The sequence below is a fragment of the Ruegeria sp. YTSA075 genome (genome assembly GCF_059610245.1).
The window spans coordinates 325,156-349,725 of record NZ_JBXWNG010000001.1 but is presented as its reverse complement, the minus strand read 5'-3'; the positions used below and the strand labels follow the sequence as shown (position 1 = coordinate 349,725).

Here is a 24,570-nt window from a genome sequence, read left to right as displayed (position 1 = left end):
CCCCTTTTTCACTTTGATTGTCCGATCAGATCAATTCGGGATCAGGTCCGGAACGATGGTCACAATCGCAGGGAAGAACCACAGGATTGCGATCCCAACCACCTGAATGATCACAAAAGGTGCAACCCCTCGGTAGATATGGCCCGTCGTCACCTCTTTTGGCGCAACGCCGCGCAGATAGAACAGCGCAAACCCGAAGGGCGGCGTCAGGAACGAGGTCTGCAGGTTCACCGCCACCATGATCGTCACCCATTTCGGATCAAACGACCCACCATAGATCACCGGGCCCACAATCGGGATCACGATGTAGATGATCTCAAGAAAATCCAGCACAAAACCCAGAATGAACAGCACCAACATCACGATCAGGAAGACCGTGAACTCGTTGTCAAAGCTTTTCAGGAACTGCTGGATATAGTGCTCCCCCCCGAACGAAATCACCACCAGGTTCAGCAACTGCGATCCGATCAGGATGGTAAACACCATCGAGGTCACCTTGGCCGTCTCGCGCACCACCGGGGTCAGAACGCCGCTCGAAAACAGCACCCAGCAGCCATAAAGCAGACCAAACAGCGCATAGAGATAAGCCGAATAAGCCAGACCAAAGGCGATCCAGGTTTCGGCGGATGCTCCGCTCTGGCTAACCCGCAGATCGAAGTTCACGCCCAGCAACAGGCAGATAATCACCGCAAAGGTCGACCAGATGATCACGCCACCCGACTGACCCCGCTCGCGCAGTTTACGATAAGCCGCCAGCATGATCGCACCACCAGCGCCCAGCGCCGCAGCCGGGGTTGGGTTGGTGATCCCACCAAGGATCGACCCCAGAACCGCGATGATCAGAACCAGCGGCGGAAAGACCACGCGGATCAGATCATTGGTCGCGCAACGCGCAGCCGCTTCTTTACAGCCATAGATCGCGATGGCGAACGGAATGGCCAGCAACAGGAAAGTGCCGCCGGATGAGGTGGTGGGCGAGATCAGCAGGATATCTATCAGCAACATCAGCACCAGACCAATCGCCCCAACGATCAAAGGCTGAGGGGGACGCGACGGTGCGATACCGCGGCCCAGAACCAGCGTCAGGGCCAGCAGTACCACGAAAACCGCAACACCATTCCCAATGGGCGCAGCATTGGCGATCTTTGCTTCGCTTGCGGCCGCCAGTTCTTCTTCACTCAGGCGCTCGGCATTGGCGATGCCACCGGCGGCATCAATCTCTTCCTGCTCGGCCACCGCCTGATCCCAGGCGCTCTGACCATGCAAGTCGATCATCGATGCCTTACACTCTTCCGACACATTGGTACGCAGCGATGCGCCCTGCCCCACATCCGAGAAAGCCGAGACCGAGATGTTCTGACTGCCGATAACCCCGGCACTGCCCAACAGTATCGCGCCGACGATGATGGCCGCCGGTGCACCCAGCAACCAGGTCAGGCCCTCGGACCGGGTGATCGTCTCGCCCGACCCGCCAGCCAGTTCAACGGCTGGGGCTTTGTCAGGGTTCAGCAACGCGTAGCCAAAGGCGTAAAGCGCATAGAGCAAGGCCAGCATGATTCCCGGCAAAAGGGCAGCCTGAAACAGCGTTCCAACCGAGACGACAGCAGGCTCACCCAGATAGGTCAGCGCATCGGTACATCCGGCCTCAACCGCGCGGGTTTCCTGCGCAGTTGAATAAAGATCCCCGGCCAACGTCCCGAGCAAAACAATCACAATCGACGGCGGAATGATCTGCCCCAAAGTCCCCGAAGCCGCAATCACACCCGTCGCAAGCTCAGGCGAGTAGTTGTTCCGCAACATCGTCGGCAGGGCCAGCAGGCCCATCGTCACCACAGTTGCACCCACGATGCCGGTGGAGGCTGCCAGAAACGCGCCCACAACCACAATCGAGACGGCCAGACCACCCGGCAACGGGCCAAAGACACGCGCCATTGTGGTCAGCAGATCATTGGCAATCTTCGAGCGTTCCAGCGTGATGCCCATCAGAACAAACATCAACACAGCCAGCAGGGTCTCGATCGATTGGCCCGCCAGTACACGCTCGTTCATACGGTTTACGATGAACGAAACATTGCGGTCCAGGGCGGTTTCCCAACCCGCGGGGAAGACCGGCTCGCCGATCCTTGGCAAATCCGGGTATCGGAACACCGAAACCGCATCAGGTTTCACCCCTGTTGCAACCAGATCCCGATACATTTGTGAGCTGGTATCGATTGCCTGATGGATCAACAGCCCGGCACTGTCCAGCGCGGCAATGATCCCGAAGGATATGACCCCGGCCCCACCGATGGCAAAGGCCACCGGGAAACCAGACAGGATGCCTCCGAAAAGGCAGAAGAATACGATAATGAGGCCTATCTCGACGCCATCAAGTCCGAATAGCATTGTCTGGGTCTCCGTCCCTAATGTGCGCCTTCATAGGCTTCTTCACCTGCGCCAAGGCTGTCCTTGTCGAGGTATTTTCCGGCGCTCTCGGGCCCTTCCACATATTCCAGATAGGATCGGTAGAGGAACGCAATCGCATGCAGGAACACCATGCCTGCAAACAGAACGAGCAGGATTTTGAACAGGAAATAGGCGTTAAAGCCGTTTGGGCTGAAGCCAATGGTTTCCACGTTCCACCGCAACGCGCGTGATTTGGCGACCAGCCGATCCAGCGTGTCACTGGCCGATGGTTTCGGCACGATCAGGTGCCGCCACATGAAGTACCAGCCGTACATCCAAGTCAGCACCGCCATCGGCATCATGAACAGGAGCGCACCGCACATGTCGACCACACGCTTGGCGCGGTGACTGATGCCCGCGTAGATCAGGTCAACTCGCACATGTCCGCCCTGAACAAATGTGTAGGTACAGCACAGGCAGACCACCATGGCGTTATACAGTTTAAGTTCTTCGGCGAACCAGCTGATATCTTTTTGAAAAGGAATGCCAAACCCAAACGCCATATCCGCGCGCGTAAAGACACGCTGCATGAAAACGATGATGATCTGTTGAAGCACCATCAACAAACCGGCCCAGGCAAAGAATCGACCGGTGATGTTTGCGAACCCTTCCAGCCCGCGAACCATGCCCCACATGAAATTCCGGTAGTAGAGGCCTATGGCTGTCAGCACCAGAAACAGGGCAAAGATCACAAAGAAGAACTCGACCGAGCCGCCATAATAGACAAAGCGCATGATCGCCTCTTTGTCCGACCAGTTCAGCCACAGCTGCGGATGCGTGATCGCATATCCGAAATTATAGAAGGCTTCGGCAATGTTCTGAATGAACCAGATCAGTCCATTCCACAGGGCGCCGAAGAACGAGATACCGTTTTCGTCCTGCATGTTGTCCCCAGGTCGCGTCAGTTGCACTGGCTGTTCGTGCGGCATGATGGGTCCGCGCATGTGCAACAAGAAAGGTTTCCCCGCCAATGCGGAGAAACCGTTTGGTCTGGTGATTAAAGCTTAGCCGCGTACGCGGTCGCGCTGCGCGGTGTAGACACCCGACGACAAATTGTTCCAGCCCGACGATGCCGCCATCGACGTCATGGCGCTGTCGTGGATCTTCTTGAACAGCTCGTCACCCATGTTTTCGTCCAGAACCTCTTGGCTGGCCTGACCGAAAGCATCCCAAACACTGTCCGGGAACTCCATGACCTTCACGCCACCCGACTGCAAACGCTGCAGGGCTGCACCGTTATTGGCCAGGAACTGCGCCAGGTTCCACTGGTGCGCTTCGGCGGCTGCGATCTCGATGATCTTCTGCTGCGCCGGTGTCAGGCTGTCAAAGACGTCGCGGTTGGTGGCGAGCGACAGACCTGCGCCCGGCTCGTGGAAGCCTGCGGTATAGTAGGTCTTGGTGATTTCCTGGAAACCGGCTTTTTCGTCAGCCCACGGACCGATCCACTCGGTTCCGTCAATCGCGCCCGATGACAGCGCCTGATACACTTCCGAGCCCGGAATGTTCTGAACAGATGCGCCCAGTTTACCCAACGCCTGACCACCAAGGCCCGGCATACGGAACTTCAGTCCCTGGAAATCCTCGGGGCCATTGATCTCTTTCGAGTACCAGCCACCCGCCTGAGCACCGGTGTTACCGGCCAGGAAGGACTTCAGACCAAAGATCGAGCCCAGCTCGTCATGCAGCTCCATGCCGCCGTCATGGTAGTACCAGTTCACCAGTTCTTGCGCGGTCATACCAAACGGAACAGCCGTGAAGAAGGCATAGCCCGGGTGCTGACCTACAAAGTAATAGTCCGCCGCGTGGTACATGTCGGCCTGACCCGAGGATACCGCGTCAAACACTTCGAACGCGCCAACCAGCTCACCCGCTGCCTTGATTTCTACGTTCAGGCTGCCATCGGACATCGCGTTGATGCTGTCGGCAGACCGTTGCGCCGCGTCGAACACGCCGGCCAGACCACGACCCCACGAGGTCACCATAGTCAGTGTCCGCTGACCCTGCGCATAGGCTGGTGCTGCCAGCGCGGTTGCCGCAGCAGCCGAGCCGCCCAGAGCAGATTTCTTTAGAAATGAACGACGATCCATATGAGTGTTCCTCCCCTTACATAGTCGTAACCCGGAAACACTCCGGGCCTGTCACATTCAGTAGGCCGCAGCCTAATGGCGAAGCTGTGAAAAGGAATACCTAGTACTGCGTAGAAACGCGGGTTTCTGATGGGTTTGTACAAGAAAATATCCAGCAAAAACGGCTCGAACCCGGATTTTCGGTCGTTCTGGTCCTTAAGATGTCCATTCTTTTTGCATTTCTCCCGCCTGTTGCGTATCGATTCGACAATGCAGAGATTAAGAAATCTGGTTTCGCTGACCTATGCTCAAAAGCTATCCCTTGTGGCCGCGATCCCCTTGGTTGTGGCCGTGGCAGCGATTGCCGTGCTGGTTGCCTACGAAGCGCGTGCAACAGCCGAACGCGAAATCGAAGCGTTAGAGCGCAGCCTGATCGAAGCCAAGAAAGAAGAGCTGCGCAATTATGTCACGCAAGCCCGCAACGGATTTGCTTATATCTATGGCCGGGCGACACCTGATGACGAGGTGGCCAAGAATCTCGTATCCCAGATTCTGTCGGCCATGATCTACGGACAGGACGGGTTCTTTTTTGTCTACGACTATGACGGCAATAATCTTGTCAGCCCAAGGCAAACTCAATTCATCAACCGCAACTGGGAAGGCCTGACCGATAGCGATGGCACACCCGTTGTGAATGAGTTTATCCGCCTCGCCCGTCAGGGCGCAGGGTGGCACAGCTTCATGTGGCAAAAGCCCTCGACCGGGGAAGAGGCCCAGATGATCGCCTATGTGGTCGGGCTGCAAGATTGGCGCTGGGTGGTCGGCACGGGCGTCTTCATCGATGACATCGTTGCCGCTGTTGCCAATGCGCGCGCCGAGGTCGAAGCCCGCGTGCGGCGCACCTTTATATATATCGGCGCAATTGTTGTGGCAGCTGTCTTGATCGTGTTTGCCTCGGGCATGTTGCTGAACATCCGCGAAAGACGGCTGGCAGACGCAAAGCTGAAAGAGCTGACACAGCGTGTATTTGATGCACAGGAAGAAGAACGTGGACGGGTTGCGCGAGAATTGCATGATGGGATAAGCCAGATATTGGTCGGCGTCCGCTATGCGCTGGATACCGCCCGACGGAGGGTATCTCGCGGGGATATATCGAACGCAGAAGACCCGCTGGACAAAGGCATCGAACATCTGGGCACCGCCATCACCGAAGTGCGCCGCATCAGCCGCGACCTTCGCCCTGGTGTGCTGGATGATCTGGGTTTGGGCCCTGCCCTTAAATCGCTGACGGATGATTTCCGGGATCGCACAGGTATCGAGACCGAGTTCTCGACCGTTGTATTCCGCAACCGGCTGGATCAGGACAGCAAGATCGCGCTCTATCGCATTGCACAAGAAGCGCTGACCAATATCGAACGCCATGCGGATGCGTCACATGTTACCATCGATCTGCGTGGTCATAAGAAAGGTGCGACGATGCGGATTACCGATAATGGGCGCGGGTTGCGAAGCGAACCGGGCCGCGTGGCCACCGGGATCGGGTTACGCAATATGCAGGAACGGATCGAACAGCTTGACGGATCCCTGCGCATTCTGTCATCACGCGGCCCGCGCGGCGGGACGGTGATTGAGGCCAGTCTGCCGTTGAGCCACCTGCTCCCACCGCAGGAAGACGCAACGCCCAAACGAAAGGCCGGCACATGACCATCCGAGTCCTCATTGTCGACGACCACCCGATGGTGGCCGAGGGCATACAGTCGATCCTAGAAAGCTATGATGAGATCGAGGTGGTCGGCACGCTCAGCAGCGGTCAGTCCGCTGTGGATCAGGCCGAAAGCCTATCCCCCGACGTGATCCTGATGGATCTGAACATGCCGGGCCTGGGCGGCCTGAGCGCGACCGAGATGATCCTTGAACGTTTGCCGCAGACGCGCATCCTGATCTTGTCGATGCATGACAGCCCCGAATACATCTCTACCGCGCTTAGCCACGGGGCCAAAGGCTATCTGCTCAAGGATGTGCCAACAGATGAGATCAAACAGGCCATCGATGCGGTGATGGCAGGGCAGCGATACCTGTGCACCGGCGCCAGTGGATCTTTGAACCCCAAGGGCGACAATACCCGAGAGGCCCTGACCGGCCGGGAACAGACGATCCTTCTGGAACTGGCGCAGGGCAAATCCAACAAAGAAGTCGCCCTGGCCTTGGATATCTCGGTTCGCACGGTCGAAACCCACCGCAAGAACATCAAACGCAAACTGGGTATTTCCTCCACCGCTGGGCTCACCCGCTATGCGCTGGAACATGGAGTCTTGCAGGGAACCGGCGTTGGATTCTAATCCGACCGCGGCGCGGCACGCGCCGCCCGGCCCAACCAGAGAAGACGCGCCACAGGCGCTTTGCCGATGGGCGGGAAGCTTTAGTTCCGAGGGCGAATATCTTCCCCGAAAAAGATCAAAGTCCCGTCCTCATCCAGAACGTGAAACTCGCGCTGCAGATAGGGCTGATCAAAAGGTGGCCGCACCCGTCCCTCGGGCAGGTCGCTCAAACCAACTTTCAAACTGTCATAGAGCGCATCAATACCTTTCACATCGATGTAATAGGACTGGTTATCACCCAAAGGTTTGCCATCGGTGCGTGGCGGGCATTCCAGCAGCCGGACAGCAACTGGCCCCCGCGACAGAAAGGCATAGTTGTCCTGTTTAAATCCGCATTCAAACCCCAAACGTCGGCAATAGAAATCAATCTGCGCCTCCAGTGACGCGCAAAGAACAAACGGCGTAATCTGTAGCACTTCGGGCATTGGAACCTCCGGCCTGCATCAGGATCATGCTACATATTCTGCTGGCTCAATCCAGCAATTGATCCTGCCGTGTGCCTTCACGCTCATAATGATGCGGCAGGACGCGACCGTATAGCTGCCGGGTCCGCTCGACCCCGCCGCACATGCCTTCGGTTTCCACGAAGGAAAAGATGCCGACATATCTTTGGCGGGTGCCAAAAACCGGCGCGACCCGGTGCAGGGAATACCGCCCCTTGAAGATTTGCAGATCGCCCGGCTGCAGTTCCAACCTGCGCACGCGCGACATGTCGCCATCCAGCACGGCGGCGACTGCACCGAAATTCTCATTCTCCGAAGTCCGCAGGTTCGGCGCATATTCGAACGCGCCCCCGTCTTCAGCGTTTTGAATGGCCAAGGTCACGGTGAAATTGTTGGTGTCGAAATGCCACGGAAAGCCCTGCCCCTCTTGCACGACATTGATGATCACATCCGCCAGCGGGTCATCATAGCGAAAGAATCTGTCTGCAGGCTCCTCCAGCGCGGTCCGGATGAAGGGCATGAACCCGTCAAACTCATATATCCTTCGCAGGGGTCCGGATTTCGGGAAATTGTCCGCCGGGACAAAAGCATTGGATCGTTCATAGAAGCGGCGGATGGGATGGCCGATCCCGAACCGCGGGTCATCTTTGGTGAAATAGGCGTTCGTTCGGTTGAATGAGCGATGTGCCTGCGGCGACACCGCGTCGGCCTCATTCACCAATAATTCGAGCCCGTCGGGATGCACAAAGCCCGGCAACACCGCGCACCCATCTTCGCTCAGTTCGCGCTGAACATCATCGATCATCCGGTCATAAGCCTGTGAACCTGGCCGGTCGATGGGATAGCGGCCCAAATCCACCAGATCATGCAACATGACGTACCTCCCTCGTAGTCCCGTCTCTGTCAGCGTGACTCAGTTAAACCGCCCAATCATGCCCATTTTGGACATTTGCTTGACGCATTCAGACCGGCGAATATCCATCCTATCCGGCGTCCAAGACATCATTTTTTGCTAAAATTCCCAACCTGCGGCAATCTGCGCAATAAAATGTCGCAAAATAACACCTTGAAGATAGAAAATTGGTGCAATTGCCTGTTGACGCCCTTGCGTGCCGCTCATAATGTCCCTGCACGCAAAAAGGAGCCTCTGGCGATGAGAACGCTAGTCGTAATCGTGGGAACCAAGCGCATGGGCCGGTAACGGTAAACCATAATCGAACCCATGCGCCTCCGAAAACATCGGGGGCTTTTTTTTGTCAAACGCAAGACACATGTCGCGAACGGAGCAAAGCAGATGACACGTGAGATGACCGGCGCAAAGATGGTAGTTCAGGCCCTGAAGGATCAGGGCGTGGACACGGTATTCGGATACCCCGGCGGCGCCGTGCTACCGATCTATGATGAGATTTTTCTGCAAAACGACATTCGCCACATTCTGGTGCGCCATGAACAGGGAGCAGTGCACGCCGCCGAAGGTTATGCGCGGTCGACCGGCAAGCCCGGCGTTGCGCTTGTAACCTCTGGCCCCGGCGCCACCAATGCGGTGACCGGCCTGACCGACGCGCTGTTGGACTCGATCCCTATTGTTGTTCTGACCGGCCAGGTTCCGACTTTCATGATCGGCTCGGACGCTTTTCAGGAGGCCGACACGGTTGGCATCACCCGCCCCTGCACCAAGCATAACTGGCTGGTGAAGGACACTGATGCGCTGGCCGCAACCATGCACGAGGCCTTCCATGTTGCCACTTCGGGCCGCCCCGGCCCGGTACTGGTCGACATTCCCAAGGACGTGCAGTTTGCATCGGGGGAATACACCCCGCCCAAGCCATCAAACTCACACTACCAGCCTGTGCTGAAAGGTGATCTGGAAGAGATCACCGAGCTGGTTGCCGCGATAGAAACCGCGAAAAAACCGGTGTTTTATACGGGCGGCGGCGTCATCAACTCGGGTCCTGCAGCCAGCCAGCTGCTGCGCGAGTTGGTCGATGCCACCGGATTTCCGATCACCTCGACCTTGATGGGTCTTGGCGCTTATCCGGCTTCGGGAAAAAACTGGTTGGGTATGCTGGGGATGCACGGCCTCTATGAGGCCAATATGGCGATGCATGATTGTGATCTGATGATCAATATCGGCGCGCGGTTCGACGACCGGATCACAGGCCGGATCGATGCGTTCTCGCCCAATTCGAAGAAAGCGCATATCGATATCGATCCATCCTCGATCAACAAGGTCATCCGCGTGGATATCCCGATTGTGGGCGATGTCGCCCATGTGCTTGAAGATATCCTGAAGATCTGGAAAGCGCGGGGCCGCAAGACGGATGCGGCGAATGTCAAACAATGGCAGGCGCAGATTGCGGATTGGCGTAAGGTGAATTGCCTCGCTTTTACCGCCAGCGAAAAGACCATCAAGCCGCAGCATGCGCTGCAACGGCTTGAGGAACTGACTAAGAAGCATGATCGCTACATCACAACCGAAGTGGGCCAGCACCAGATGTGGGCGGCACAGTACCTTGGGTTTGAAGACCCCAACCGCTGGATGACCTCGGGCGGTCTGGGCACGATGGGCTACGGCTTCCCGGCCTCGATCGGCGTGCAGATGGCGCACCCGGATGCGCTGGTGATCAATGTTGCGGGTGAGGCATCTTGGCTGATGAACATGCAGGAAATGGGCACCGCCGTTCAGTACCGGCTGCCGGTGAAGCAGTTCATCCTGAACAACGAACGTCTGGGCATGGTGCGCCAGTGGCAGGAGCTGCTGCACGGTGAGCGGTATTCGCATTCCTGGTCTGAGGCCCTGCCCGATTTCGTCAAACTCGCCGAGGCCTTCGGGGCCAAGGGCATCCTGTGCTCCGACCCCGCCGATCTGGACGACGCGATCATGGAGATGATCAACTATGACGGTCCAGTGATCTTTGACTGCCTTGTTGAAAAGCACGAGAACTGCTTCCCCATGATCCCGTCGGGCAAAGCCCACAACGAGATGCTGCTGGGCGAGGCCGAAACGCAAGGCGTGATCGATAGCAAAGGTTCGGTTCTGGTCTGACGCATTCGAAGATTTCAGTCGGACGCCACGCGCGTCCGGCCTAAAATGGATGATGAAAGGGACATAAATGTCTGCCCTACATATCAAAAAAGGCTCCACCCGCCATTCGGCCTATAACCTACGGCCTACCTTCTCGGACGTACAGGAACGGCACACGATCGCTGTTCTGGTCGAGAACGAACCCGGTGTTCTGGCTCGTGTGATCGGCCTGTTCTCGGGCCGCGGGTACAACATCGAAAGCCTGACCGTGGCCGAGGTGGACCATACCGGCCACCTCAGCCGCATCACCATCGTGACCACCGGCACACCGCAGGTGATCGAGCAGATCAAGGCACAGCTCGGCCGCATCGTGCCGGTTCATGACGTACATGACCTAACGGTCGAAGGCCCCTCGGTCGAGCGAGAACTGGCCATCATCAAGGTAGTGGGCGAAGGCGACAAACGGGTCGAGGCGCTGCGGCTGGCCGATATTTTCCGCGCCAATGTGGTCGACAGCACGCTGAATTCTTTCATCTTTGAAATCACTGGCGCGCCTGACAAAATCGACGCCTTTGCCGATCTGATGCGCCCGCTGGGGCTGATCGAAATCGCCCGCACCGGCGTTGCCGCCCTGTTGCGCGGCGATTGATCAAACAGACCCCCTGACCCCGTCCCAAATCCGGGGCGGGGTTGGTTTGCCAGCCCCGACTCGCCCAAAGATTTGGGCATTCAGGTGGCATTATGTGCGTTATTTTTACCATAACGCTCATTCTTCCCGCAAAAACCTCAAACAAAATAGAATAAAGCCTATTGCCTTTGGCTTACGGAGCGTTAGCCTCGGCCCCGCAATGCGACCTGGGGAGAGGCCGCCTTGTTTGTGGACATCTTTGCAATTTCTGAATGTCTACGGTCATCCGTAAGCCTCAGCATTGATGATGCAAAGAAGTAGAAGCGCCGGGGATGAACATGATCGACGACATTCGCAGCCCAGCAGAGCTTCGGGCCATGTTCGGGTCGAATCTCAGGCAACTTGCGCGCGACTACCCCTCGGTCTCGGCCCTGTGTCGCAGTCTTGGCATCAACCGTACACAGTTTAATCGCTATCTTGCCGGTGAAAGCTTCCCCCGCCCCGACGTATTGGACCGGATATGCAGGTTCTTTGATGTCGATGCACGGATTGTCCTAAGCCCGTTGGCCGAAATCCCGGTGAACGAAGACCATCCCGCCAGTTCAATCCTGACCCAGTTTCTGGGATCCGGTTCCGAAGCGGGCAGCAAAAGGACCTTTGCATCCGGTTTCTACACCGTCGCCGAAAACCAACCCACTGCGCCGCGTCTGACCCTGCTCTACGCCACGCGCAGGCCCCAATGCACCCTGATACGAGGCTATACCCCGCGTGGCCATATGCCTGGCGCATCACCGCAATCGCGTGAAATTCAGGGGATTGCCGCCACCGCAGGCGATCACGTCTATATCCTGACATCGCAACGCGGAGGCCAGAACAGCAAGATATATGTGCTGACGCAGGATGCCGAGATTTGGCGCGGTACGGTTATCAAACCTTCTGAACCGCAACAGGCGCAGCCTGTTGTCCTGCACCATCTCAAGCAAAATGCCGAAGCGGTTTTTCAAGCTGCGCGGCACACTGCAAACGCCGGTGAGCAATCGGTCCAGATGCCGTAAGACAGGGCGGCGGCCAATTCGATCAATCTGCCGTGATCTCGCAGCAAATTCCCCGGTACAAATGCCAGCTTGCATGGCCCAATAGCGGCAGCACAATCAACAGACCTAAAAACCAGGGAAGCATCGCCACAAAGGTCAAAACCGCGATAAACAGCCCCCAGGCCAGCATCACGATTTTATTTTGTGAGACATAGGTAAAGCTGGCGATCATGGCGGTGACAAAATCCAGTTCCCGATCCAGCAGCATCGGGATCGACAAAACCGAAATCATATAAAGCAGCGTTGCAAAAACCGCACCAACAGCCGTGCCGACAGCCAACATCATCACCCCGTTGGGGGTCAGAAACACCTCCAAAGAACTGGATATGTTCGTCATCGTCGACAGCCCCATGAACAGGGCAAAGATCATGTGACCCAAGAAGAACCAGAACAAAAACATCACAACGATGATGGCGCAGATCGAGGGCAATTGGCGGCGGCTTTGCTGCAGCACAACGCCAAACACGGCAGGTATATCAAGGGGTTCCCCCTGTTCTAGCCGACGAGAGACCTCATAGAGGCCGACAGCCGCAAACGGCCCGATCAGCGGAAAGCCGATCGCGGCCAGAACCAGCCAGAAACTAGTGCCGGTTTGCACGGTGATCCAGGCCATCGCCCACCCGGCCAGAACATAAACCCCCGCGAAGATCAGACCAAAGACCGGCGCGCGGCGCAGATCAGCCCAGGCCTGATGCAGTGCCTGCCGTATCATCGCGCGGTTCACCGGGCGCAGACTCGGTACGCCAAAGGGTCTATCCATCTCAACTCCTCCTCGCCGTGAGGCGTTACTGCAAGGCGGGCCGCCTTTGGGGCCACTCTGTTGCCGCATGATAGGCCGCGCCAATGGACAACAGGCGAGCATCCGACCCACGCGGCCCGAACAGTTGCAACCCCATCGGCAATCCTTGCGCCCCAAAACCAGCGGGAACCGCCAGGCAGGGCAGACCGATCAGGCTGACGGGCAGGGTCACATGCATCCAGCGGTGATACGTATCCATGGCTCGCCCAGAGATTTCGGTCGGATACGGCAGGTTGACATCAAAGGGCCAGACCTGCGCCGCCGGCAGAATCAGGGCATCGTAGTGGTCAAAAACCTCGACTGCCTTTCGGAACCAATCGGACCGTACCACGCTCGCCTGATGCACTTGCATCGCCGACAACGCCAGACCCCGATCCAGCTCCCACTGCGCGCTGTCTTTTAGGGCATCGCGGTTCCGGGACAACGGCTCCAGACCCGAAGCAACAGACCAAGATCGCAACGTGATCCAACTGTCCCACAAACGCTCCGCATCAAAAGGCGGCGGTATACGCTCGATATGGGCCCCCAACTGCCCGAACACACCCAACGCCGTTTCGCAGAGGTCTAATATCCCCTGTTCCATCGGGAAGGCACCCCCCCAATCCGCCAGCCAACCAATGCGCATCCCCGTCAGATCCAATGGCTCAACCGGCGATACAGACCTTTGGGGCGCGTTCAAGGGCAATCGCGGATCAGACCCGGCGATCACATCCAGCAACAGGCCAATATCCTCGGGGCTGCGCGCCATTGGACCAAGGGTTGACAGTTGGTGCAGAAAGCTGTCCCCAACCGAGTCCGACGGCACCAGGCCCCAACTGGGCCGAAACCCGTAGACGTTGTTCCAGGCGGCCGGGTTGCGCAAGCTGCCCATCATGTCCGACCCATCGGCCAGCGTTACCATCCCGGTCGCCAGGGCCACCGCCGCACCGCCCGAAGACCCGCCACAGGTCCGCGCATCGTCGTAGGGATTGCGCGTCGCCCCATAAACCGGGTTGAAGGTATGCGACCCAAGCCCAAACTCGGGCGTGTTGGTCTTGCCAATCAGGATCGCCCCCGCCGCCCGCATGCGCGCCGCAATCAGATCATCTGTCTGGGGCACGAACCCGTCAAACAGCGGCGACCCTTGTGATGAGACAACACCCGCCACATTCACCAGATCCTTCACCGCCACAGGCACGCCATGCAGCGGCCCGCGTATCGGCCCTGCATCCATCGCACGGGCCTCCGCCAACAACGCCTCTTCATCCCGTAACGCCACGATGGCGTTCACAGCGCCGTTGACCTGCCCGATCCGCTCCAGCGTCGCGCGCATCACGCCTTCCGCAGACACCCGCCGCTCTGACAAGTCCGCGATCAGCATCCGCGCAGAATATTCCGTGATGTCCATTTGGGCTCCAGCGGCAGGGGTCGTGAATGTCACAGCCAGCCTAGCCGCCCCACCAGACCATTAAAACCCACTGTTTCAATACATCTTTTCGGCCCGCGGACACGCACACCGGATCCGCTTCATCTGGCCAAAAATATCCCGGGGGAGTCGCGGCCTGCCGCGGCGGGGGCAGAGCCCCCTGCCGACTTACTCGCCCTGCGCCTCGGACCGGCTCTTGCCCGCCACATTCAACGCCAGCGTCGCCGCCATGAACCCATCCAGATCGCCGTCCAACACCCCCTTGGTGTCCGAGGTCTCATGGTTTGTCCTCAGGTCTTTCACCATCTGATAGGGCTGCAAAACATAAGACCGGATCTGGTTGCCCCAGCCCGCATCACCTTTCGCCTCATGCGCGGCGTTGATGTCGGCGTTCCGGCGGTCCAGCTCTTGCTGATAGAGCCGCGATTTCAGCGCCTTCATGGCGATGTCGCGGTTCTGGTGCTGGGATTTCTCGGACGAGGTCACAACAATCCCGGTCGGGATGTGGGTGATCCGCACTGCCGAGTCCGTGGTGTTCACGTGCTGACCACCCGCACCCGACGACCGGTAAGTGTCGATGCGAATATCCGACGGGTTTACCTCGATCTCGATATTGTCGTCCACCACTGGATACACCCAGACCGAACTGAACGAGGTATGCCGCTTGGCCGCCGAGTCATAAGGCGAAATCCGCACCAGACGATGCACGCCGCTTTCGGATTTCAACCAGCCATAGGCGTTGTGCCCGGAAATCTTGTAGGCCGCCGACTTGATCCCAGCCTCTTCGCCCGCTGTCTCGGATTGCAGCTCGACGGTATAACCTTTCTTCTCGGCCCAGCGCACATACATCCGCGCCAGCATCGAGGCCCAATCGCAGCTTTCCGTGCCACCGGCGCCCGAGTTGATCTCAAGGAATGTGTCATTGCTGTCAGCCTCACCATCCAACAGCGCCTCAAGCTCTTTCTTGGCGGCTTTCGCCCCCAGCTTTTTGATGGCGTCCTCGGCATCGGTGACAACCTCTTCGTCCTCTTCCATCTCACCCAATTCGATCAGCTCGAGATTGTCGCTAAGGTCAGTCTTGATGGACTCGTATGTCTCGATGGCATCGACCAGCATCTGCCGCTCGCGCATCAGTTTCTGCGCGTTTTCAGGGCTGTCCCACAGGTTGGGGTCCTCGACACGCGCGTTGTATTCCTCAAGCCGATGCGGTGCGGTTTCATAGTCCATGCGCTGCGCCAGCAGCTCCAGCGACTTTTCGATCTCCGCCACGATATTCTGGGTTTCGGCGCGCATGGTCTTGTCCCAACTTGCTCAATCAGGCCTGCGTGATAGCAAGAGGTGACGGCCACCACAAGACAGGCGAGATGTGAATGCAAGGCCCACCGCAAGAGATTCTGGATGATTGGCAGCTGACCTTGATCGAGCCGGTTGCCGAAACCGGCGCAGCCCGTGTTTGGAAGGTTCTGGATACCGATGGTACAGCAGCTGCGCTGAAGCTCTATCACCGCCCGGACCGCGGCAACGAAACACCGGGAACCCAAATCCTGAGTGCCTGGCAAGACCGGGGTACCGTCAGGATTCTGAAAGAAACCGAAACAGCCATCCTGATGGAATGGCTCGAAGGCCCCACGCTCGGAGATATCGCGCGGCGGGGAGAGTATGATCAGGCCCTGATCACTTTGGCAGAAACGGCCAGGCGCCTGCACGCCAAGCCCACCCCGCAGATTGCGGAGTTGCGCCCGCTGACCCAGGTGATCCGCCCCCTGTTCGAATGCCATTTCGCCCCCTCCTGCCCCGTCGATCTGGTGCAGGATATGCAACAGGCCACCCAATTGGCGCAAAGCCTGCTGAACAGTCAGACGGCGGTTGCTCCGCTGCATGGTGATCTACACCCGGACAATATCATTCTCACCAGCGCGGGCCCGCGCGTGATCGATGCCAAAGGTTATCTGGGTGATCCGGCTTTTGAACTGGCCAATGCGATCCGGCATCCCAAAGGCATGCCGCAGCTCGTGCGACGACCGGATCACATGCATAAATGCCTGACGCTCTATGCAGATACCCTTGGCGTTAAACGACAACGTCTGGCCCAATGGGCCGCCGCCAAATGCGCGTTGTCGATCTACTGGAGGTCAAACGGCCCCCTCGCGAAAGACAAGGAAGCCGATCTGTTGCGCCTGTTGCTATCGGCTGCGGATCAATAGAGGCCGCCCGTGCTCACATCGCCTTGCGAGGCTTTGGGACCCACGGTGACCGTTTCGCCGGTTGAAGTTTGAACCTGAACGCCAGCGCGCTGAACCTCTTCGAACAGTGGCAAGTCTGATCCGATAGCAAAGCCACCATCATAAATCCGGTCGATAAAGCCATCGACGCCATCGCGGAAATACTCAGCCACAACATAGTCGCCCGTGGCATCTGCAGGCAGACGCGCGCCGCTGAACCGATCAATCTTGATGAAATGACCACCCGGCGGCACGTCAAACGGCCCCCCGCCATATTTCTCGACCGCTTTTTCCATGAAGCTTTGGAACACCGGGCCGCACATGGTGCCGCCATAGGCCCCCCGGCCCATCGGGCGCGGGCGGTCATAGCCGATATAGCAACCCGCCACGATATTCGAGGTAAAACCGATGAACCAGGCGTCTTTCGAATCGTTGGTCGTGCCGGTCTTGCCCGCGGTCGGCACCGGAAGGTTCACGAAACGCGAGGCGGTGCCCCGATCCACAACGCCTTTCATCATCGAAGTCAGCTGATAGGCCGTAACCGCATCCATGACCTGCGAGCGGTTGGTCTCAATCGTGGGCGATTCATCCGGCTCTAGCCAGCTGGAGTTACAATCCAGACATTGCCGATCATCATGGCGATAGATCGTCTTGCCGAACCGATCCTGAATGCGGTCAACCAATGTGGGTTCGACGCGCTCACCGCCATTTGCGAACATCGCGTAAGCCGCAACCATCTTGTAAAGCGTGGTTTCCTCGGACCCCAACGAACTCGCAAGGAAAGCGCCCATGCGGTCATAGACGCCGAACCGTTCCGCGTAACCGGCGACAACAGGCATCGTCACCTCTTGCGCCAAACGGATGGTCATCAGGTTCCGGGACTGTTCGATCCCGGTACGCAGCGGCGTCGGGCCATAGAACTTGTTCGACGAGTTCTTGGGCCGCCACAGACCTTGCGGCGTGTTCACTTCAATCGGCGCATCCACAACGATGGTTGCGGGGCTGTACCCGCTGTCCAGCGCAGCCGCATAGACAAAGGGTTTGAAAGATGACCCCGGCTGACGCTGCGCCTGGGTCGCACGGTTGAACACCGTGTCCTGATAGGAAAACCCACCCTGCATCGCCAGTACACGGCCTGAATTCACGTCCATCGCGACAAAGCCGCCCTGCACTTCGGGCACCTGACGGGCAGACCATTGGCCCTCTTCTCCGGCCATCACCAGGATCACGTCGCCGCGTTTGAAATTGTCGAAGAAATTGCCCTGCATCCACTTGATGTCCGAGCGTGGGATAATGCCATCGGATGGCCCAGCCTCGATCCCGACCGTCAGTTGCTGCTCGGCCACGTCCAGCACCACCGCCGGATACCATTGGGTCGGCAGCACCACATCGCGCGGGATTTCCATCAGAGACAGCACCTCGCGCCACTGCGCCTCATCCGCCAGCTGTTCTTCGGCGATCACCTCGCCGGTTCCGCGCCATTTACCGCGGGACAGGTCGTATTTCTGCAAAGCCTCGCGCAGCGCACGGGCCGCTTCCACCTGCATCTCTTCATCAACCGAGGCACGGACAGTGAAACCACCGGTGAAGAATTCGCCCTCACCAAAATCCTCGCTCAGCTGGCGGCGGATCTCGTCGGTGAAATAATCGCGCGGCGGCAGCGCGGTGCGGAAGCTTTCGAAATCGCCGTTCTGGACCGACCGCAGCGGCATCTCGACCTCGGCCTCATAAGTCGCCTGATCGATATAGCCGTTCTGGTTCATCTCACGCAGCACGTAGTTGCGGCGCGCGAGCAGGCGTTCTTTTTGCCGGACCGGGTGATAATCGGACGGTGCCTTGGGCATCGAGGCCAGCGTTGCCGCCTCGTGTGGGGCCAGTTCCTGCAAGGTCTTGTTGAAATAGGTCTGGGCGGCAGCGGTTACACCATAAGAGTTCTGACCCAGGAAAATCTCGTTCATATAGAGTTCGAGGATCTGTTCCTTGTCCAGCGTATCCTCAAGCCGGGTGGCGAGGATGATTTCCTTGATCTTGCGCTCGGCCCGGCGGTCGCCGGACAACAGGAAGTTCTTCATAACCTGCTGCGTAATGGTCGAGGCCCCGCGCACGGTTTCACCCTTTGACCGCACCGCCTCAACCCCAGCCGCGATGATCCCGCGCGGATCATAGCCCTGATGGCTGTAAAAATTCTTGTCTTCTGCCGAGATAAACGCCTGCTTCACCAGATCAGGGATTTCTTCGGACGGGGTGAACAGACGACGTTCCTGCGCGAACTCGTCGATCAGCTGGCCTTCGCCTGAATAAATCCGGCTGATTGTTGGCGGTTTGTACTGGGCCAGTGATTCATGGCTGGGCAGGTCACGGCCATACATCCAGAACACGGCACCAACCACCAGCGCCGCCATAAAAATACCCAATGTCACGAGGCTGAAGATCGCCCCGAAAATCGAAAGAACAAACCGGATCACGTTACTGCCTTTTTCTCGCGCTGCCGCCTATATAGGGGCGCACCGCCCAAGGGTCAAAACCACAGGCGCATTCTAGCCGTTTTGAGGCGTCAGGTCACTGTCCAATCAGGGACCGCCTGATCACATCCTGCTGGTTCCAGTCCTCAAGCCCCTGATAAATCCCAAAGGCCATCTTGGCCCGCCAATCGGGGTTCTTGATGTTTTCCAGGTCTCTGGGGCTGGATAAAAATCCCAATTCCACCAGAACCGAAGGTATATCTGCGGCCTTCAGCACCGAAAAGGACGCGGTGCGCAAAGGCTTGCGATTCATCGGTCCGCCCTGCTGTGCCATCCCATTGACCAGGGCCTGCGCCAGCGCATCTGTACGGGGTTCTGTCTCTTGCCGGGCCAGATCCAGCAGCACATCCGTGACCTCATCATCAGCGCCTTTCAGATCAACACCCGCCAGCAAATCCGCGCGATCGTGGCGTTCGGCCAGCTTTGCACTGGCCACGTCCGAGGCCTCATCCGACAAGGTATAAACCGCCGCACCATGGGCCTGCCCTTCAGACAGCGAATCCGCATGCAGCGAGATGAACACATCCGCACCCGCCCGATGCGCCAGCGCGATGCGGCGTTCCAGCGAAACAAACTGATCGTCCACACGGGTCATGACCACCTCATACCCGCCGGAACGCAACAGCATTTCCCGTAGTTCGCGCGCAAACGTCAGCATCATGGTCTTCTCGGTAATCCCGCCCACCTCGGCCCCCGGATCGATACCGCCATGGCCGGGGTCCAGCATCACGCGCAACGGTCCGTCTGACTTGCGAGGGGTCACCTGACCGGTCAGCGAAGGTTCGGGGAGATCCCAACCGGGATTCTTGGGCTCACCTGCTGAGGCGTTGAACACGTCGAAATCAACGCCCTTGAGGTTGAGCGTCAGCAAGGCCGTGCCAGCATTCGGATCAATCTGCATCTCGGCCGTATCCACGGCCATCGGCGCACCAAGTTCCAGCACCATTCGAGACCAGCCGGGAACATAAGCACCAAACCGAACGCCGCTGATCAGCTCGGATTGCAGGAAGTCTGCACTGTTCAGGCCACTCCAGTCGACCTCCTGAAAATCCATCACCATTCGGTAGGGATCACGCAGGGTGAAGATGCGGTAAGGCACCCCCTGGCTAAGGCCAAGATCGATTTGCACACCGGTGCGACCGGTGTCGACAATGCGGCTTTGGTCCGGCTGAATGCGTGCAAGGGCGCTGAAATCCTGCGCGACCGCAGCACCAGACAGCGCCCAGATCAGCGCGATACAATAGAGAATCCTGCTCATGGCCTCAAGTTTTCCCGAGATCGTTTGGCGGGCAGCCTATACCAATCCGCAGCTTTTGTGAACGGGTCAGGCCTGATGGGCCAACGCGCCACGCTCGGACATGAACGCCCGTAGCCGTGACAGCCCCTCTTGGATATCGACAGTTGCGCGTGCGTAAGAAAACCGCAGGGTCGTGTGCCCGCGTTTGGGGTCGAAATCCAGCCCCGGCGTGACCGCAACGCCCGCCTTGTGCAGAATCTCAGCCGCAAAGGCGCGGCTGTCATCCGTCAGGTCCGACACATCGGCATAGACATAAAACGCCCCATCGGGCGGCGCGATATTGGTGAACCCCGCCTTGGGCAGACCGTCCAGCATCAATGCCCGGTTCCGGCGATAGACATCCAGATTGGCTTGCAATTCCTCCTCGCACTCCATCGCCGCCAAGGCTGCCACCTGACTGGCGTGGGGCGCGCAGATGAACATGTTTTGGGCAATACGCTCGACCACGCGCACCTGATCTTCGGGAACCACCATCCAGCCGGCACGCCAGCCGGTCATCGAGAAATACTTGGAGAATGAGTTGATCACGTAGCATTCATCCGTCAGTTCCAGCGCGGTGACGGCTTTGGCCTCATATTCCAGCCCATGATAGATTTCATCGCTGATGAAGGATGCACCCTGACCCTGCGCCGCGTCGATCAGCGTGCCCATGGCTGCGTGATCCAGCATGGTGCCGGTCGGGTTGGCGGGGGACGCGACCATCAGGCCTTGCAGGTCCAGCCCTGCGAAATCGGATGGCACAGGCTGCAATCGGTTCTCGGGCGCGGTCGGCAAGTCCACGGGGACCAATCCCAGCGCTTTCAGAATCTGACGGTAGGACGGATATCCCGGCGCGCCGATTCCGACGCGATCTCCGCTGTCGAACAGCGCCGTGAATGCCAGCAGAAACCCGCCCGACGACCCCGGAGTGATCACCACGCGTTCGGGGTTCAGATCGACATTATACCAATCGCCATACATCCGCGCGATGCGCTGGCGCAGCGCGGGCAGGCCCAAAGCCACCGTATAGCCCAACGGACCCTGCTGCATCGCCTGGGCCAATGCCTCGGTCGCGCCTGTCGGTGCGCCGGTTCCGGGCTGGCCAACCTCCATATGGATGATGTGACGCCCGGCCTCCTCCGCTTTGCGCGCGGCCTCCATCACGTCCATCACAATAAAAGGATCGACCCCGGATCGGGTTGAGTTTCTCATGCCCATCTCCCATGTTGCAGCCATGGCTTTTGAACGCGTATCCCGGTTGGCGTCAATCCCGGCCCTGATACTTGCGGCTGTCCTTTGGCTGACGGCCGCAGTGCAGAGCCATGCGCAAAGCCTGATCCGCGACCCCGATATCGAATACGGCCTGCGAGAACTGGCCTTTCCCGTTCTGCGCGCTGCCGGACTGAACACCAACCGGGTGCAGATCCTGGTGGTCAATGACCGCACGTTCAACGCGTTTGTGATCGACTACAACGCGATCTATCTGAATTACGGCCTGATTCTGGGCGTCGACAGCCCTGAGATGCTGCAAGCTGTGATCGCACACGAAGCCGCGCATATCGCCAATGGGCATTTGGCGCGGCGCTCAGAAAACCTGCGCGCGGCGCAACGCAATGCAGGCCTTGGCACCGCGCTGGCGCTGATCGCAGCTGCGGCGGGGGGTGGAGAGGCCGCTGCCGGGATCGCGGCAGGTGTGCAGGGTTCTGCCTTGCGCAGCTTTCTGGGGCATACACGGGCCGAAGAGGCCTCGGCCGATCGCAGCGCGGCCAGCTATTTGCGATGGGCTGGTATCTCCCCCAGTGGGATGGTCACGCTGCACCGCAAATTCGCCGGACAGGAACTGCTGAGCACGGCCAATCAGGACCCTTATATGCGGTCGCACCCCACCAGCCGCGAACGCTTGCGCGCGGCCGAGTCGTTTCTGGAAGAATTCGGCGACAGGGCCCAGCCCAACGCAAATGCCGACTATTGGTTTGCACGGATCAAAGGCAAGCTGTCGGCCTTTTTGCGCACCCCGTCCTGGACCCTGCGCCGCGCCAAGGAAGAAACCGACCGCGATATCCGCATGATGCGTGAGGCGTCGGCCCACCATCAGAACCGCAATCTGGCCAGTGCCCGCGCCGCCATTGATAAAGCGCTGGCCATTCGCCCGGATGATCCGTTCTACTATGAACTCAAAGGCCAAATCCTGTTGGAAAACAGACAATTGTCTGAGGCAGTTCAAGCTTATGGTCAAGCGGTTGAAATGGCACCGAATGACTCGTTGATCCTGGCAGGCTATGGGCGTGCCCTGTTGGCGCAAGGCAAGACCAAGGACGCCCTGAAAGTACTTGAAAAGGCACGTGCCCGCGACTTTCGCAATGCCCGCCTGATGCGGGATTTGGGACTGGCCTATGCACAGGTCGGCAATAACGGGATGGCCTCTGCTGTCACCGCTGAACGATATGCCCTGCAAGGCCGGTTGGCTGATGCGGGGATCCACGCAAGGCGCGCCGTCGGGCAATTGCCCGAGGGGTCTCCGGGTTGGCAAAGGGCACAGGATGTGTTGATTGCGTCGGAACGCGCAAAGAAGAACTCAAAAAGGAAACGGAAATGATCCTCAGACACGCAGCCCCCGCCCTTCTGGGGCTTTCCCTCATTGCAGGTCCCGCGCAGGCACTGGACCTGAACGCCATGAGCGATGCGGAACGCGCCGAATTTGGTGCGCAAGTGCGCGAATATCTTCTGGAGAACCCCGACGTTATTCTGGAGGCGATCAACATTCTGGAACAGCGCAACGCCGCCGCCGAAGCCGCCGCAGACAAGGATTTGGTCGCCGCAAATGTGGATGAGCTGTTCAATGACGGCTACAGCTGGGTGGGTGGCAACCCGGATGGCGACATCACTTTGGTCGAGTTTATGGACTACCGCTGCGGCTATTGCCGACGCGCAGTTCCTGAGGTCGCGCAGTTGCTGGAAGCTGATGGAAACATCCGTTTGGTGATTAAGGAATTCCCGATCCTTGGCGATGCCTCGGTTCTGTCGTCACGCTTTGCCGTGGCCACCAAACATGTGGCCGGGGATGAAGCTTACAAGCAGGTACACGACGCCCTGCTGGAATTCACGGGTGAGCCCAGCGAAGTCACCCTGCGCCGCATCTCGGACGGTCTGGGGCTGGACAGCGATGCGATCATGGCCGCCATGGACAACGAGCAGGTTACCGATGAGATCACCCGCACGCGCGCATTGGCGCAACGGATGCAGATCTCGGGCACACCGTCCTTTGTTCTTGGCACAGAAATGTTGCGCGGCTTCCTGCCCGCCGATCAGATGCAGCAAATTGCGGATGGGGTACGCGCGGACCGGGGCTGAACCTCAGGTACGCGATCATTAAACACGTAAAAGGCTGCTTTGGCGGCCTTTTGTGATCTATTTGCCGGTCTTCTCAAAAATGGCAAACTTCGCTTCATAGTCTGGATGCCAGCGAGAAAGCGGAGGCCGATTTTCTATCAGATCGACTGCATTCCACTCGATCCGTCGATTGTCGCGCGTGCTATCCACGTCGTTGTCCGGACAAAGAATATAGAACTCACCCTTCGACATGCGATCAACGAAATGGTCAACTGTCTGTTCGCTCGTCCAAGCAGCTGCAGGCTTCTCAGGAAAAAACGAAGCAGTCATACCAGTGTAGGTGAAGCCAGGAACGAACAGGTGAACCGAGATTGGAGCCTCCGCCTGCCGCAGTTCATGGGCCAATTGTTCACTGAGAACGCGCACCGCTGCTTTGCTGACGTTGTAACCCGGATTACCAGGCGGTGTAGTGATACCCTGTTTGGAACCTGTATTAATCACCACAGCAGAGCGATCTGCCTTTATCATGCGTGGGACAAACGCCTGTACGCCGCGGAGAACACCGAGCAAATTGACTTCTAAAATTTTTTGCCAATTCTCCCATTCAGACCAGGTATTGGTCGGCAGGCTGATCCCGGCATTGTTCATGAGAACGGCAACTGGTCCTGTTGCGAATACCTTGTCTGCCAATGCATTGACGTCTTCTTGTTTGGTGACATCGGTAGGAACGCCAAAGACCTCAGCGCCACCTTTTGCTTGAGCGCGAACCTCTTCGATTGCCTCGTCCAAAGCAAGACCGTCAAGGTCCGCGAGAACGACGCTCAGCCCCGCCTGCGCGAAGCGGTTCGCCGCGACGCGGCCTACGCCGCTGGCAGCTCCGGTGACAACTGCGATACCGCCTTGTTCAATTGCCTTGAGATACATGCCGAGCCTCCTC

At 58.4% G+C, this 24,570-nt stretch carries 20 protein-coding genes; 8 read left to right on the top strand and 12 right to left on the bottom strand.

Annotation, left to right across the window (positions count from 1 at the left end; genetic code table 11):
• Nucleotides 1-30 precede the first annotated feature (30 nt).
• The 3 genes from AC2FGE_RS01785 to AC2FGE_RS01775 form a co-directional block, all read right to left on the bottom strand.
• Complete coding sequence (locus AC2FGE_RS01785; RefSeq protein WP_496817469.1) at nt 31-2,385, bottom strand: TRAP transporter large permease; 2,355 nt, start codon at nt 2,383-2,385, stop codon at nt 31-33.
• Nucleotides 2,386-2,402: 17 nt separating this feature from the next.
• Complete coding sequence (locus tag AC2FGE_RS01780; RefSeq protein WP_496817725.1) at nt 2,403-3,329, bottom strand: TRAP transporter small permease subunit; 927 nt, start codon at nt 3,327-3,329, stop codon at nt 2,403-2,405.
• A 120-nt stretch (nt 3,330-3,449) separates the two neighbouring features.
• Nucleotides 3,450-4,532, bottom strand: a complete 1,083-nt coding sequence (locus tag AC2FGE_RS01775) for a TRAP transporter substrate-binding protein (RefSeq protein WP_496817468.1) — start codon at nt 4,530-4,532, stop codon at nt 3,450-3,452.
• A 249-nt stretch (nt 4,533-4,781) separates the two neighbouring features.
• On the opposite strand from AC2FGE_RS01775, the gene AC2FGE_RS01770 reads away from it, so the two are divergent.
• Nucleotides 4,782-6,215: a cache domain-containing protein gene (locus AC2FGE_RS01770; RefSeq protein WP_496817467.1), complete on the top strand. Its 1,434-nt coding sequence runs from the start codon at nt 4,782-4,784 to the stop codon at nt 6,213-6,215.
• Nucleotides 6,212-6,850, top strand: a complete 639-nt coding sequence (locus tag AC2FGE_RS01765; protein WP_496817466.1) for a response regulator transcription factor — start codon at nt 6,212-6,214, stop codon at nt 6,848-6,850. Before AC2FGE_RS01770 ends, AC2FGE_RS01765 begins: the two co-directional genes overlap by 4 nt.
• 80 nt (nt 6,851-6,930) lie before the next feature.
• On the opposite strand, the gene AC2FGE_RS01760 is transcribed toward AC2FGE_RS01765, so the two are convergent.
• Complete coding sequence (locus tag AC2FGE_RS01760) at nt 6,931-7,314, bottom strand: bleomycin resistance protein (RefSeq protein ID WP_496817465.1); 384 nt, start codon at nt 7,312-7,314, stop codon at nt 6,931-6,933.
• Nucleotides 7,315-7,360: 46 nt separating this feature from the next.
• Nucleotides 7,361-8,206, bottom strand: a complete 846-nt coding sequence (locus AC2FGE_RS01755; protein WP_496817464.1) for a HalD/BesD family halogenase — start codon at nt 8,204-8,206, stop codon at nt 7,361-7,363.
• Nucleotides 8,207-8,626: 420 nt separating this feature from the next.
• Here AC2FGE_RS01755 and AC2FGE_RS01750 point away from each other — a divergent pair, with 420 nt between their 5' ends.
• The 3 genes from AC2FGE_RS01750 to AC2FGE_RS01740 all read left to right on the top strand — a co-directional run bounded on the left by AC2FGE_RS01750 (nt 8,627) and on the right by AC2FGE_RS01740 (nt 12,040).
• Nucleotides 8,627-10,378: an acetolactate synthase 3 large subunit gene (locus tag AC2FGE_RS01750; protein ID WP_480826812.1), complete on the top strand. Its 1,752-nt coding sequence runs from the start codon at nt 8,627-8,629 to the stop codon at nt 10,376-10,378.
• A gap of 67 nt (nt 10,379-10,445) precedes the next feature.
• A complete protein-coding gene (ilvN, locus tag AC2FGE_RS01745; RefSeq protein WP_496817463.1) occupies nt 10,446-11,006 on the top strand; it encodes an acetolactate synthase small subunit in 561 nt (186 codons plus the stop codon).
• Nucleotides 11,007-11,323: 317 nt separating this feature from the next.
• Nucleotides 11,324-12,040 (top strand): helix-turn-helix domain-containing protein, encoded by a 717-nt coding sequence (locus AC2FGE_RS01740; RefSeq protein WP_496817462.1) that lies wholly within the window; start codon nt 11,324-11,326, stop codon nt 12,038-12,040.
• A gap of 22 nt (nt 12,041-12,062) precedes the next feature.
• Here AC2FGE_RS01740 and AC2FGE_RS01735 read toward each other — a convergent pair whose 3' ends face one another.
• The 3 genes from AC2FGE_RS01735 to prfB all read right to left on the bottom strand — a co-directional run bounded on the left by AC2FGE_RS01735 (nt 12,063) and on the right by prfB (nt 15,576).
• Entirely contained in the window at nt 12,063-12,839 is a 777-nt protein-coding gene (locus tag AC2FGE_RS01735; protein ID WP_496817461.1) for a DUF2189 domain-containing protein, read from the bottom strand.
• A 25-nt stretch (nt 12,840-12,864) separates the two neighbouring features.
• On the bottom strand, nt 12,865-14,265 hold the full coding sequence (locus AC2FGE_RS01730; protein ID WP_496817460.1) for an amidase: 1,401 nt from the start codon (nt 14,263-14,265) through the stop codon (nt 12,865-12,867).
• Nucleotides 14,266-14,451: 186 nt separating this feature from the next.
• Nucleotides 14,452-15,576, bottom strand: coding sequence for a peptide chain release factor 2 (gene prfB / locus AC2FGE_RS01725; RefSeq protein WP_496817459.1), 1,125 nt, complete (start codon nt 15,574-15,576; stop codon nt 14,452-14,454).
• A gap of 77 nt (nt 15,577-15,653) precedes the next feature.
• On the opposite strand from prfB, the gene AC2FGE_RS01720 reads away from it, so the two are divergent.
• The gene (locus tag AC2FGE_RS01720) at nt 15,654-16,487 is read left to right on the top strand and encodes an aminoglycoside phosphotransferase family protein (protein ID WP_496817458.1); all 834 of its coding nucleotides are present in this window, start codon (nt 15,654-15,656) and stop codon (nt 16,485-16,487) included.
• Here AC2FGE_RS01720 and AC2FGE_RS01715 read toward each other — a convergent pair.
• From AC2FGE_RS01715 to AC2FGE_RS01705, 3 genes are all read right to left on the bottom strand, one after another.
• Nucleotides 16,481-18,970: a penicillin-binding protein 1A gene (locus AC2FGE_RS01715; protein WP_496817457.1), complete on the bottom strand. Its 2,490-nt coding sequence runs from the start codon at nt 18,968-18,970 to the stop codon at nt 16,481-16,483. The two genes, AC2FGE_RS01720 and AC2FGE_RS01715, sit on opposite strands and share 7 nt — an antisense overlap.
• Nucleotides 18,971-19,064: 94 nt before the next feature.
• On the bottom strand, nt 19,065-20,285 hold the full coding sequence (locus tag AC2FGE_RS01710) for an N-acetylmuramoyl-L-alanine amidase (protein ID WP_496817456.1): 1,221 nt from the start codon (nt 20,283-20,285) through the stop codon (nt 19,065-19,067).
• 66 nt (nt 20,286-20,351) lie between these two features.
• Nucleotides 20,352-21,515: a pyridoxal phosphate-dependent aminotransferase gene (locus AC2FGE_RS01705; RefSeq protein ID WP_496817455.1), complete on the bottom strand. Its 1,164-nt coding sequence runs from the start codon at nt 21,513-21,515 to the stop codon at nt 20,352-20,354.
• Here AC2FGE_RS01705 and AC2FGE_RS01700 point away from each other — a divergent pair.
• Entirely contained in the window at nt 21,514-22,899 is a 1,386-nt protein-coding gene (locus AC2FGE_RS01700; RefSeq protein WP_496817454.1) for a M48 family metalloprotease, read from the top strand. The two genes, AC2FGE_RS01705 and AC2FGE_RS01700, sit on opposite strands and share 2 nt — an antisense overlap.
• Complete coding sequence (locus AC2FGE_RS01695) at nt 22,896-23,654, top strand: DsbA family protein (RefSeq protein WP_496817453.1); 759 nt, start codon at nt 22,896-22,898, stop codon at nt 23,652-23,654. Before AC2FGE_RS01700 ends, AC2FGE_RS01695 begins: the two co-directional genes overlap by 4 nt.
• Nucleotides 23,655-23,711: 57 nt before the next feature.
• Here AC2FGE_RS01695 and AC2FGE_RS01690 read toward each other — a convergent pair whose 3' ends face one another.
• A complete protein-coding gene (locus AC2FGE_RS01690) occupies nt 23,712-24,557 on the bottom strand; it encodes an SDR family NAD(P)-dependent oxidoreductase (RefSeq protein ID WP_496817452.1) in 846 nt (281 codons plus the stop codon).
• Nucleotides 24,558-24,570 lie beyond the last annotated feature (13 nt).

Excerpts from the sequence above, each read along its gene's own strand:
- AC2FGE_RS01785 (WP_496817469.1), bottom strand. The coding sequence starts at position 2,385 with ATGCTATTCGGACTTGATGGCGTCGAGATAGGCCTCATTATCGTATTC.
- AC2FGE_RS01780 (WP_496817725.1), bottom strand. The coding sequence starts at position 3,329 with ATGCAGGACGAAAACGGTATCTCGTTCTTCGGCGCCCTGTGGAATGGA.
- AC2FGE_RS01775 (WP_496817468.1), bottom strand. The coding sequence starts at position 4,532 with ATGGATCGTCGTTCATTTCTAAAGAAATCTGCTCTGGGCGGCTCGGCT.
- AC2FGE_RS01770 (WP_496817467.1), top strand. The coding sequence starts at position 4,782 with ATGCAGAGATTAAGAAATCTGGTTTCGCTGACCTATGCTCAAAAGCTA.
- AC2FGE_RS01765 (WP_496817466.1), top strand. The coding sequence starts at position 6,212 with ATGACCATCCGAGTCCTCATTGTCGACGACCACCCGATGGTGGCCGAG.
- AC2FGE_RS01760 (WP_496817465.1), bottom strand. The coding sequence starts at position 7,314 with ATGCCCGAAGTGCTACAGATTACGCCGTTTGTTCTTTGCGCGTCACTG.
- AC2FGE_RS01755 (WP_496817464.1), bottom strand. The coding sequence starts at position 8,206 with ATGTTGCATGATCTGGTGGATTTGGGCCGCTATCCCATCGACCGGCCA.
- AC2FGE_RS01750 (WP_480826812.1), top strand. The coding sequence starts at position 8,627 with ATGACACGTGAGATGACCGGCGCAAAGATGGTAGTTCAGGCCCTGAAG.
- ilvN (WP_496817463.1), top strand. The coding sequence starts at position 10,446 with ATGTCTGCCCTACATATCAAAAAAGGCTCCACCCGCCATTCGGCCTAT.
- AC2FGE_RS01740 (WP_496817462.1), top strand. The coding sequence starts at position 11,324 with ATGATCGACGACATTCGCAGCCCAGCAGAGCTTCGGGCCATGTTCGGG.
- AC2FGE_RS01735 (WP_496817461.1), bottom strand. The coding sequence starts at position 12,839 with ATGGATAGACCCTTTGGCGTACCGAGTCTGCGCCCGGTGAACCGCGCG.
- AC2FGE_RS01730 (WP_496817460.1), bottom strand. The coding sequence starts at position 14,265 with ATGGACATCACGGAATATTCTGCGCGGATGCTGATCGCGGACTTGTCA.
- prfB (WP_496817459.1), bottom strand. The coding sequence starts at position 15,576 with ATGCGCGCCGAAACCCAGAATATCGTGGCGGAGATCGAAAAGTCGCTG.
- AC2FGE_RS01720 (WP_496817458.1), top strand. The coding sequence starts at position 15,654 with ATGCAAGGCCCACCGCAAGAGATTCTGGATGATTGGCAGCTGACCTTG.
- AC2FGE_RS01710 (WP_496817456.1), bottom strand. The coding sequence starts at position 20,285 with ATGAGCAGGATTCTCTATTGTATCGCGCTGATCTGGGCGCTGTCTGGT.
- AC2FGE_RS01700 (WP_496817454.1), top strand. The coding sequence starts at position 21,514 with ATGCCCATCTCCCATGTTGCAGCCATGGCTTTTGAACGCGTATCCCGG.
- AC2FGE_RS01705 (WP_496817455.1), bottom strand. The coding sequence starts at position 21,515 with ATGAGAAACTCAACCCGATCCGGGGTCGATCCTTTTATTGTGATGGAC.
- AC2FGE_RS01695 (WP_496817453.1), top strand. The coding sequence starts at position 22,896 with ATGATCCTCAGACACGCAGCCCCCGCCCTTCTGGGGCTTTCCCTCATT.
- AC2FGE_RS01690 (WP_496817452.1), bottom strand. The coding sequence starts at position 24,557 with ATGTATCTCAAGGCAATTGAACAAGGCGGTATCGCAGTTGTCACCGGA.